Below are 10612 nucleotides of genomic sequence, written 5' to 3' on the forward strand. Positions count from 1 at the left end.
TGCAGGCTTTGCGCCAGACGCAGCGCCTGCACCGTGTCGCGCCCACGCCCGTTGCGTTCCAGCGCATCACCCATCAGCACCAGGATCGAGTGGCGCAGCGCCGGGTTGTCCGCGCGCAGATAGGCGTTGATCGCCGAAGGGAACGACTGGCCAAGGTAAAAGCCCGAATCGGTGACCGTCGTCTTGCCCGCCTCCAACTGACGACGGGCAAATTCCAGCCAGCTCGCAGCGTCGTCGGTCAGGTTCAGCTCCGCCCCGGTGAAAGCCGCAGCCATCACCCAATCGCCACGCGCTTCGGCATCTGCGGCGGCCTGCAAATGCTCCTCAGCGGTCCAGGGGCCGGTGGTATGCTGGCGGCCAAGGCCTGCCGCCTCGTCATATGCGGCCTGCAGATCCCAATCCGGCAGGAAAGAAAGCTCCTTGCGCCGGTCTGCCGCAGCTGCCTGGATGGCGGCGTCCGCCCCGATCACAAAGGCCGAATACGCGCCTTGGAAAAACGCGCCCTCGCCCGGGTTGTTCTTCACGAAACAAGATCCGTTGCGGGTGTTGAAGGTAAACGCCGTGCAGCGCGCGTTCGTGGTGCAGGCCCGTTCGCAGGCGTCAATCGTGGTGTCGAAGACCGAAGCGACATCGCCCCCCGGAAGATCCTGATCCTGCGTCACCACCACGCGCTTTTCGGGGATAAGATCCTGCGCCGCCCCCAGACCGGGCACCACCAACAGAACCGCCGAAAGCACCATAGCCGCGAACTTGCGCATCGAAATCTCTCCCTTGATCTTCGCCTGAATTGTCGCATGCCGGGGCGCAGGCTGGCAAGGTTCATGGCCCCCCAATCAGCGTTAAGTCTTGGTTCACTTCGATGCGGCAAGCTAGTCGCGTATTCCGGATGTCAATGTTCGTGGCAGGCCGGGGCGCAGGCAGCATGTCGGCACAGGACGGGTATGGATCTTTCGGAACGCTTGGCACGGGAACGGCGTGGCAGACTGGCCGCCGAACGCCTGTTGGAACAGAAAAGCCGCGAACTTTTCGCCGCGAATGAAAAGCTGGGCATCCACGCGCGGTCCCTGTCCGACCAGATTGTCGAACAGCGGCAAGTGGTCAAATCCGCCCTGACCGAGGCCGAGGTTCTAAAAGGGCAAAACACCCGTTTTCTGGGCGATCTTGACCGCGCCCATACCGCCGCAGTGATGGCCGAACGGCGCTTGTGGGAATCTGTCAACACCATCCGTGACGGTTTTGCCGTGTTTGACCCCAACATGAAGCTGGTCACCGCCAATCAGGCCTACCTTGCGCAATTCGACGGCCATACTGTCGCGCCCGGCATCCCTTATCACGACATCCTCCAGATCATCGCCGATACCGGAATCGTCGATCTTGGCCCCCAGAGCGGCGCCGATTTCGTGGACGCCATGCTCGCGCGGATCGACGAAGATCCGATCCCCGCCACAACCTTGAAGTTTCGCAACGGCGCTTGGGTAAAGCTTGTTGACCGGCGCGCCCGTGATGGGGATCTGGTGTGCCTGACGCTTGATATCACCGAACAGATGCGCATCTGGGCCGCCATTGAGGCGATCCCCGATGGCTTTGTCCTTTATGACCGGGAGGAACGGCTTTTGACCTGCAACCAGCGGTACCGCGACATCTACTCCGCCTCGGCCCCGGCCATGCAGCCCGGCACACGGTTCGAGGATATCCTGCGCTATGGCTTGCAAAGCGGCCAGCACCTTGATGCCGTCGGGCGCGAGGATGAATGGGTCGCCGAACGGCTGGATCAGCACCGAAAGGCCTCGGGCGTGGCTGAACATCAACTGTCGGATGGCCGCTGGATCAGGGCGCATGACCACCCAACGCCCGATGGTGGCCGGGTTGGTCTGCGGGTCGATATCACCCAGTTGAAGGAACATGAGGCTGCCCTTGAAACCGCCCGCCGCGCGGCAGAGGCCGCGAACCGCGCCAAATCCGCGTTTCTCGCCAACATGAGCCACGAGATCCGCACCCCGATGAACGGCGTCGTCGGTATGGCTGAACTTTTGTGCGACACCACCTTGTCCGAAGAACAGCGCCTGTTTGCCGAAACCATCCGCTCCTCCGGCGAGGCGCTGCTGGTCATCATCAACGACATTCTGGACTACTCCAAGATCGAGGCCGAGCGTCTGACCCTGCGCCCCGAACCGTTCGACCTCGAACGCACCATCCATGAAGTGACCATGCTGCTGCAGCCCCGCGCACGCGAAAAGGGCATCGACTTGATGATCGATTTCGACATGTTCCTGCCCACCCGCTATGTTGGCGATCCGGGCCGCCTGCGGCAGGTGCTGACCAACCTGATCGGCAATGCGGTGAAGTTCACCGAAAAAGGCCATGTCCTGACCCGCGTCGTTGGCATCGAGGCCGAGGATGGCAGCCAACAGTTGCACGTCGCCGTCGAAGACAGCGGCATCGGCATCGCCAGCGAATACCTCGACCACGTGTTCGGTGAATTCAACCAGGTCGAGGATGAGCGCAATCGCAAATTCGAAGGCACCGGTCTTGGCCTCGCCATCACCCGACGCCTGATCGAACACATGGGCGGCGCGGTCTGGGTGGACAGCGAGCTTGGCACGGGCTCCAGCTTTGGCTTTCGCGTCACGCTGCCGGTGGCCGAGGATGCAAGCGCGCTGCAAATCCCGGTCTCGGTCAAACGGGTGCTGGCGGTGGATGACCAGTTCATCAACCGCACCATTCTGGAACGCCAGTTGACCCCTTGTGGGATTGACGTGACGCTCTGCCGTTCCGGTGCCGATGCGCTGGCGCATCTGGCTGCCGATGCCACCTATGACGTGGTGCTGGCCGACCATGAGATGCCGGAAATGGACGGGCTGACCCTGCTGCACCGCCTGCGGGCCGAGGGGCATGTGATGCCGGTCTTGCTGCTCACCTCGAACCCCGGCTCAATCCGCGCCGAAGCGGAGGGTTTTGCCGGCATCCTGCAAAAGCCGATCCTGCGATCAGAGCTTTACCGCCGCCTGCAACTGCTGGGCGCGCCGCCGGAACCGGTGATCGAAGCGGCCCCTGCGCCAGCGGCCCCCACCGAATTGCGCCAGATGCGGGTGCTTGCCGCCGAAGACAACCGGACCAACCAGTTGGTGTTCCAAAAGATGGTGCGGACCATCGACATCGATCTGGTCTTTGCCGACAATGGCCGGATCGCGGTGGAATTGTTCCAGTCGTTCCAACCCGACCTGATCTTCATGGACATCTCGATGCCCGAGATGGATGGCAAGGAAGCCGCCACCGCCATCCGCAAGCTGGAAGCCGGTCGCAGCCATGTGCCGATCGTCGCCCTGACCGCGCATGCGATGGATGGTGACGCCGAGGCGATCCTTGCCTCGGGGATTGACCGCTATATGACCAAACCCCTGCGCAAGGCCGCGATCACCGAAACCCTGGCCGAGTTCTGCCCCCCTGTCGCCCGCCCGCTTGCCGCGCTGACCGAAGACGCCGCCTGATCCGTCAGGCCGCGTCTTCCGCCGCCGCCGCGCGGGTGAATACCGGCTTTTCGGGTGTGGACAGACCGGCCTGATAGCCATACCCGCCCGCCACAAAGCTGCGCAGATCGGCGGGGTCGGTCAGCCGGTGTTCCATCACGAACCGCGCCATCGCACCGCGCGCCTTCTTGGCAAAGAACGACACGATCTTGGCCTCGCCGTCCTTTTCTTCCAAAAACGCCGGTGTGATCACCTGCAATTTCAACGCCTTGCGCTGGGCTGCCGTGAAGTATTCCACCGACGCACAGTTCACCAGTACCCCGGTCCCCGCGGCCTCTGCCGCCGTGTTCAGCGCCTTGGCAATCCGGTCGCCCCAGAACGCATAAAGATCCGCCCCGCGCGCCGTGGCCAGCCTGCTGCCCATTTCCAGCCGGTAGGGCTGAATCGCATCCAGCGGGCGCAACACCCCGTACAGCCCCGACAGGATCCGCAAATGCCCCCCGGCCCAGCGCAGCGCATCGCCGGGCATGGTGGCCGCATCCAGCCCCACATAAGTATCGCCCGCAAAGCAGTGGATCGCCGGAAACACCGACACCGGATTGCGCCGATAGGCGGCAAACCGGTCGCGGTTCAGCCGTGCCAACGGCTCCGACAGGTCCATCAGCCGCCACAGATCGTCCACCGACAATTCGCGTGCCGCCCGCACCAGCGCCATCGCCTCTGTCGCAAAGGCGGGCTCGCTCATCGCCGCACCCTCGGGCAAGGCATGCGGCCGCTCGTCCAGACGTTTCGCAGGGGAAATCACAACCAGCATCAGCCACCTCTTTAGTGGGCGATCTAGCCCGGCTCAGCCATCGCGCAAGACCTCAAGAAACGCCTCGCCAAAGCGTTCGATCTTCAACTCGCCCATTCCTTGAATGCGGTCAAGTTCGGCCAGCGTCGATGGCCGCCGCTCAGCAATCTGGCGCAGCGTCGCGTTGGTGCAGGACAGATGCTTGCCGGTGCCATCGGTCCCCCGCGCCAGCGCAAGCTGCACCTCGGCCAGCCGGTCGAACACCGCGCCCTCGGGCGTGCCGACCAGCCGCATCCGGGCGGGGTGCAACGGCGCCGACCCGCCGGTGATCACCTCCAGAAACACCGCGCCATAGCTCTCCAGCTTTTTCGCGCCGACCCCGGTGATCCCGGCCATCTGGTCCAGATTGGCGGGCCGCCGCTCGGCCATTTCAATCAGCGTGCGGTCGGGAAAGATCACATAGGCCGGCACATTCGCCGCCTCGGCCAGCGCCCGGCGTTTGGATTTCAGCATCGACAGCAGCGCCACGTCCTCATCGGCCACCTGCGACCGGACGGCCTCGCCCGTCACCGCACTGGTCACCGTGTCGCGGCGCAGCGTCACCGACGCCTCACCCCGCAGAATGGGCCGTGCGGCGTCGGTCATCCGCAATGCGCCGTGCCGGTCCGGGTCCGGGCGCACCAGATCGCGCCCCATCATCTGGCGAAACACTGCGCCCCAGGCCGGTTTCGACAGATCCTTGCCCACCGCAAACGTCGGCAGACTGTCATGCCCGCGTTCCCGCACCTTGGCCGTCGAGGTGCCGGTCAGGATGTCGATCAGATGCCCCGCGCCGAACCATTCCCCGGTCCGCAAGATCGCCGACAGCGCCTTGCGCACCGCATCCGTCGCGTCAAACAACAGGGCAGGCCGGTCGCACAGATCGCAATTGCCGCAGGGTTCCGTCACCTCGCCGAAATAGCCCAGCAACACCTGCCGGCGGCATTTCAGCGCCTCGGCCAGCCCTAAAAGCGCATTCAGCCGCAGATGATCTGCGGCCTTGCGGTCAGGCGGAGCGGCGCCTTCGTCAATCTGGGTGCGGCGCAGGCGGATGTCGTCGGGGCCATACAACGTCAGCGTTTCCGCCGGGCTGCCATCGCGCCCGCCGCGCCCGATTTCCTGATAATACCCTTCGATCGACTTTGGCAGATCGGCATGTGCAACCCAGCGGATGTCCGGCTTGTCGATGCCCATGCCAAAGGCCACCGTGGCCACCACGATCAGCCCATCCTCGCGCTGAAACCGGGTTTCCACCTGCCGCCGCGCTTCGGCTTCCATCCCGCCGTGATAGGCAACCGACCCGTGCCCCGCCTCGCGCAGCGCTTGCGCCAGGGTTTCGGTCTTGGCCCGCGTGGCGCAATAGACGATGCCGGATTGCCCGCGCCGCGCAGCAGCAAAAGCCAGAAGCTGTTCTCGCGGCTTATCCTTCACCGCAAAGGCAAGGTGGATGTTCGGCCGGTCAAAGCCGCGCAGAAAGATGTCGGGCGGCACCCCGTCAAACAGTCGGGTGACGATTTCCGCCCGCGTCTCCTCATCCGCCGTGGCGGTGAAGGCGGCCAGGGGCACACCCAGCGTGCGGCGCAGATCGCCAATGCGCAGGTAATCGGGGCGGAAGTCGTGGCCCCACTGGCTGACGCAATGCGCCTCGTCGACAGCCAGCATCGTGCACTTGATCCGCCGCAGCATCTGCAACGTCGCCGCCGATGCCAGCCGCTCGGGCGCCATGTACAACAGCTTCAGCTGCCCCGCGTCCAGTTTGGCAAAGACCGCTTCGGTCTCCTCTTCGGTGTTGCCCGAGGTCAGCGCCCCCGCCTCAACCCCCGCTTCGCGCAGGGCGCGCACCTGATCGCGCATCAACGCAATCAGCGGGCTGATGACCACCGTCACCCCATCGCGACACAGCGCAGGCAGCTGAAAACACAGCGATTTCCCACCGCCCGTCGGCATGATGGCCAGCGTGTTGCGGCCCGCCAGAACGGCCTCCACGATCTCGGCTTGACCGGGGCGGAACTCCGGAAAACCGAAAACCGAGTGCAGAAGCTCTGCGGCCTGATCCACCTAAACGCTCAAAGAAACAGGGCGACGTTGTTTTGCAGGATGATCCGCAAGGCATAGACGGCGATCAGCACGATCAGCGGTGCCAGATCCAGCCCGCCCATCTGCGGCAACAGCCGCCGCACCCGCCCGTAGATCGGCTCCAGCAGGCTGTTCAGCCCGTTCCACACCTGCGCCACCAAAGGCTGACGGGTGTTCAGCACCTGAAAATTGATCAGCCAGCTCATGATGATATGCGCAATGATCACGAACTGCATGATATCAAGGATCAGCATCAGGATCTGGTAGAGAGAGGTCATCCGCGGCTCCGCTGTTCAGGGTGGCGCAGAGGTATCCTTCGACGGTGCGAAGGGCAATGCCTAACGCCGCGTTTTGCTTGACCTTGGCCTTTGCATCCGCCACTTCGGCCCCGAACCGGAGGTTGCGATGTACCCCTATCTGCGCATGGTTAAGGAATTGCTGACCGCTCGGGGGGCGCCGTCGCTCGGGTTGCTCGACACCTACGTCTCGCGCCACCTGTGCTGGCCGTGGGATCTTGACCCGTGGATGGAGCTGAACAACGGCCGCACCCTCACGCTTTACGACCTGGGGCGCATCGCGCTGGGGCGGCGTACCGGGCTCGACGCGGTTCTGCGCACCAATCGCTGGGGTTTGACCGTGGCTGGCAGTTCGGTGCGCTACCGCCGCCGCGTCACCCTGTTCGACCGGCTGGAAATGCGGACCCGGTGCCTCGGCTGGGATGCGCGGTTTCTGTACATGGACCAAAGCATGTGGAAGGGGGATGACTGCACCTCGCAGGTCCTGATCCGCAGCGCCCTTGTTTCGGCCAACGGCATGTTGCCGCCCGCCGACCTTGCCCGCGCCATGGGCCATGCTGCGGAAAGCCCCGCCCTGCCGCCTTGGGTGACCGGCTGGATCGCGGCGGACGCCACGCGCCCCTGGCCCCCCGTCCGCTAAGCGCGCTTGCACCGTCAGGCCATTCAGCGTTCACTCCCACTGACACCTAAAATGAGGCAGCAATGATCTCGGCAAGAAAACGCATCTGGGGCTGGTACTTCTTTGATTGGGCCAGCCAGCCGTACAACACGCTCCTCTTGACCTTCATCTTCGGCCCCTATTTCGCCGAAGTCGCGCGCGGCTACTATCTCGGCACCGGGATGGAGATCGAGGCCGCAAAGGCCGCGGCCCAGGCCTATTGGGGTTGGGGTCTGGCAATCGCGTCCTTCGGCATCGCCGTCCTCGCCCCAATTCTTGGCGCTATTGCTGATGGCACCGGGCGGCGGCTGATCTGGGTCTGGGTGTTTTCCGCGTTCTACGTCATCGGCGCCTGGGGCCTCTGGTGGGTGGCACCAGGCGGCGAGGCGGACATGTTGTTCTGGGCGGTGGCGTTCTTCGGCCTCGGCTTCATCGGGATGGAGTTTGCGACGATCTTCACCAACGCGCTGATGCCCACGCTGTCGGATCACAACGAACTGGGCGCGATCTCCGGCTCGGGCTTTGCTTTCGGCTACCTCGGCGGGCTGCTCGCGCTGATCCTGATGCTGCTTTTCCTTGCGGAAAACGCCGACAGCGGCCTCACCATGCTCAACACGGAACCCCTGTTCGGCCTTGACGCCGAGGCCCGAGAAGGCACCCGCGCCGTCGGCCCCTTCACCGCGATCTGGTATGTGGTGTTCATGATCCCGTTCTTCTTGTGGGTGAAGGAACCAAAGACCGACGCCCGCCCGCTGCACATCGGCCGCGCCATCGCCAGTCTGGCCGACCTGATCCGCTCGCTGCGCTATCGTGGCAGCCTGTCGGCCTACCTCGTCTCGGCGCTGTTCTACCGCGATGCGCTGAACGCGCTTTATGGCTTTGGCGGGGTCTATGCGTCGGGCGTGCTGGGCTGGTCCATCATCCAGATCGGCACCTTCGGCATTGTCGGGGCGATCGCCGCGATGATCGCCTCATGGATCGGTGGCCGTGCTGACCGCCGCTTTGGCCCGAAACCGGTGATCGCCGGTTGCATATGCGTGCTGATCTTTGTCTGCATCATCATCGTCGGGATGGACCGTGACGCCGTCTGGGGCATCGCGATGGACCCGGCTTCCGGCCTGCCGGACCAGATCTTCTTTGCCTGCGGCGCGCTGATCGGCGCTGCGGGTGGCGCGCTGCAAGCGGCCAGTCGAACCATGATGGTCCGCCACACCACGCCCGACCACGCCACCGAAGCGTTCGGCCTGTTCGCCCTTTCGGGCAAGGTTGCCAGCTTCATGGCCCCCGCGCTGATTGCCCTTGTCACCACCATCAGCGGTTCGCAGCGCATCGGCATCTCGCCGCTGATCCTGCTGTTCCTTGTCGGTCTTGTTCTGCTAATCTGGGTCAAACCGCGCGGAGAACAGACCGCATGACCATCGCCCGCCTACTTCTGGTTCTTTCTCTGTTGGCCCCGCTTCCCGCCCATGCGGAAAAGCTGGCCAACAAACTGTTTGGCGCAATTGATGCGCCCTCCGCCCAAGACCCGATGCCGATCGGATCTTACGCCAAGGGCTGTGCTGCGGGCTTGGTCGAACTGCCCGAAACCGGGCCAAGCTGGCAGGCGATGCGCCTGTCACGGCACCGCAACTTCGGCCAGCCAGAGATGATCGATTTCATCATCGGCTTGTCGGTGGCGGCACAACAGCTTGGCTGGGGCGGGCTTTATGTCGGCGATATCAGCCAGCCGCGCGGCGGCCCGATGACCTCGGGCCACGCCAGCCACCAGATCGGTCTTGATGCCGACATCTGGATGCTGCCGCCGAAACGCCTGAACCTGTCGGTGGCCGAGCGTGAGGAGATCAGTTCCATCCCCGTGCGCTCCGCCGATCAGCGTTCGGTCACCGAAAACTGGACAGGCAGCCACAAACGCCTGTTGCAGGCTGCGGCTTCCGACCCGCGCGTCGACCGCATCTTCGTGGCGGCGGCGGTCAAGATCGAGATGTGCAAGACCGCCAAGGCCAGCGACAAGAAATGGCTGCAGAAAATCCGCCCCGTTGCCGGGCATGACACGCATTTCCACGTTCGCCTGAAATGCCCCAAAGGGGCCCGGCTGTGCGAAACCCAGACGCCAACGGTGAACGAGCTGTCCAATGGCGGCAACGGCTGCGACGATACCTTGATGTGGTGGGTGACCGATTATCTGAACCCGCCAAAGGACACCAAGAAGAAAAAGCCCAAGGAAGACGACGCGCCAAAGAAAAAGGGCCCGCGCGAATTCATCATGGCAGACCTGCCCAAGCAATGCTCCAAGGTGATCGAGGCGAATTGATCGCCGGTTGACAGGACGCGCCCGCAAGTCTACCCCGCGCCCGTCCCCGATATTCGGGGGCCAAGTCTCCGCGACCTTGCAAAAACGGACAAATCACATGCGTTCCCTGATCCCCGGCATCCTTGCCATGGCGGCCATTGTCATGGCTTCCAACATCCTCGTGCAGCACCCGCTTGGTGCGTATCTTACGTGGGGGGCGCTGACCTATCCCTTCGCATTTCTGGTCACAGACCTCACCAACCGGCTGCAAGGCGCTGCCGCAGCCCGTCGCGTCGTATTGGCGGGTTTTGCGACTGGCATCGCCTGCTCGCTGATCGGCACGCAGATCATCGGCGAATTCGGCCCTCTGGTGACCCTGCGCATCGCCATCGGCTCCGGTCTTGCATTCCTTGTCGCGCAATTGCTTGACGAGTCCGTGTTCAACCGGCTGCGCACGGCGACGTGGTGGAAGGCGCCGCTGGTGTCCACCCTGATCTCGTCCAGCCTTGATACGGCAATCTTCTTCAGCGTCGCCTTCTCGGCTGTGCTCAGTTTCATCGAACCCGGCAATGACGTGTCCTGGGCCACCGCCCCCGGCCCGCTGTTGGGCCTTGGCCCCGATGCGCCGTTCTGGGCTTCGCTGGCGGTCGCGGACTGGCTGGTCAAGCTGGTGCTGGCTTTGGTGGCCCTAGTGCCGTTTCGCATCATCGTCCGGCGCTACATCACAAGGGTAGCGTAAATTGTTTTGACAAACACAAAATCTGTGTCAACCTTCCCTTATCGGCAACCATTTTGAAAGGAGGTGATCCAGTGTCTAGAGTGATATTGGAGAGACGTGTCAGGACAGCCGGGAGGGGTGTTTTCTGAGGGCAGCCCCTTAGTGAAACAGACCACCGATTGGATTTGATGCCTAACTGGCCCATCTCCTTAGATCTCGGAAAGGGTTGCCGCACTCCGGCAACCCTTTCTCTTTTTCTCCCATCCCGTTAGCTT

At 63.6% G+C, this 10612-nt stretch carries 9 protein-coding genes; 5 read left to right on the forward strand and 4 right to left on the reverse strand.

Features of this window, described 5'->3' with window-relative positions; all coding sequences use genetic code 11:
• On the reverse strand, positions 1-758 hold a 758-nt coding region (locus tag RMO18_RS03080; RefSeq protein ID WP_309663859.1), incomplete at its 3' end, for a PAN/Apple domain-containing protein.
• Positions 759-941: 183 nt separating this feature from the next.
• On the opposite strand from RMO18_RS03080, the gene RMO18_RS03085 reads away from it, so the two are divergent.
• Positions 942-3488 carry a response regulator gene (locus tag RMO18_RS03085; protein ID WP_309663860.1) on the forward strand — a complete coding sequence of 849 codons (2547 nt, stop codon included), beginning with the start codon at positions 942-944 and terminating at the stop codon, positions 3486-3488.
• 4 nt (positions 3489-3492) lie between these two features.
• Here RMO18_RS03085 and yaaA read toward each other — a convergent pair whose 3' ends face one another.
• Genes yaaA through RMO18_RS03100 form a run of 3 tightly spaced genes read right to left on the reverse strand, consistent with a single transcriptional unit; the run spans position 3493 to position 6653 of the window.
• Positions 3493-4281 carry a peroxide stress protein YaaA gene (yaaA, locus tag RMO18_RS03090; RefSeq protein ID WP_309663861.1) on the reverse strand — a complete coding sequence of 263 codons (789 nt, stop codon included), beginning with the start codon at positions 4279-4281 and terminating at the stop codon, positions 3493-3495.
• 33 nt (positions 4282-4314) lie between these two features.
• On the reverse strand, positions 4315-6357 hold the full coding sequence (gene recQ / locus RMO18_RS03095; RefSeq protein WP_309663862.1) for a DNA helicase RecQ: 2043 nt from the start codon (positions 6355-6357) through the stop codon (positions 4315-4317).
• 8 nt (positions 6358-6365) lie between these two features.
• Positions 6366-6653, reverse strand: coding sequence for a YggT family protein (locus RMO18_RS03100; RefSeq protein WP_309663863.1), 288 nt, complete (start codon positions 6651-6653; stop codon positions 6366-6368).
• 127 nt (positions 6654-6780) lie between these two features.
• Between RMO18_RS03100 and RMO18_RS03105 the strand changes: the two genes are divergently transcribed.
• From RMO18_RS03105 to RMO18_RS03120, 4 genes are all read left to right on the forward strand, one after another.
• A complete protein-coding gene (locus RMO18_RS03105; RefSeq protein ID WP_309663864.1) occupies positions 6781-7311 on the forward strand; it encodes an acyl-CoA thioesterase in 531 nt (176 codons plus the stop codon).
• A 62-nt stretch (positions 7312-7373) separates the two neighbouring features.
• The gene (locus RMO18_RS03110) at positions 7374-8744 is read left to right on the forward strand and encodes an MFS transporter (RefSeq protein ID WP_309663865.1); all 1371 of its coding nucleotides are present in this window, start codon (positions 7374-7376) and stop codon (positions 8742-8744) included.
• Entirely contained in the window at positions 8741-9640 is a 900-nt protein-coding gene (gene mepA / locus RMO18_RS03115) for a penicillin-insensitive murein endopeptidase (protein ID WP_309663866.1), read from the forward strand. Before RMO18_RS03110 ends, mepA begins: the two co-directional genes overlap by 4 nt.
• Before the next feature lie 97 nt (positions 9641-9737).
• Positions 9738-10358, forward strand: coding sequence for a queuosine precursor transporter (locus RMO18_RS03120; RefSeq protein WP_309663867.1), 621 nt, complete (start codon positions 9738-9740; stop codon positions 10356-10358).
• Positions 10359-10612 lie beyond the last annotated feature (254 nt).

Source organism: Tabrizicola sp. (genome assembly GCF_031377265.1).
In the GTDB taxonomy this organism is placed as follows: Bacteria; Pseudomonadota; Alphaproteobacteria; order Rhodobacterales; family Rhodobacteraceae; genus JAUYQR01.

Coding starts and splice junctions, on each gene's coding strand:
- RMO18_RS03085 (WP_309663860.1), top strand. CDS start 942: ATGGATCTTTCGGAACGCTTGGCACGGGAACGGCGTGGCAGACTGGCC.
- yaaA (WP_309663861.1), bottom strand. CDS start 4,281: ATGCTGGTTGTGATTTCCCCTGCGAAACGTCTGGACGAGCGGCCGCAT.
- RMO18_RS03100 (WP_309663863.1), bottom strand. CDS start 6,653: ATGACCTCTCTCTACCAGATCCTGATGCTGATCCTTGATATCATGCAG.
- RMO18_RS03105 (WP_309663864.1), top strand. CDS start 6,781: ATGTACCCCTATCTGCGCATGGTTAAGGAATTGCTGACCGCTCGGGGG.
- RMO18_RS03110 (WP_309663865.1), top strand. CDS start 7,374: ATGATCTCGGCAAGAAAACGCATCTGGGGCTGGTACTTCTTTGATTGG.
- mepA (WP_309663866.1), top strand. CDS start 8,741: ATGACCATCGCCCGCCTACTTCTGGTTCTTTCTCTGTTGGCCCCGCTT.
- RMO18_RS03120 (WP_309663867.1), top strand. CDS start 9,738: ATGCGTTCCCTGATCCCCGGCATCCTTGCCATGGCGGCCATTGTCATG.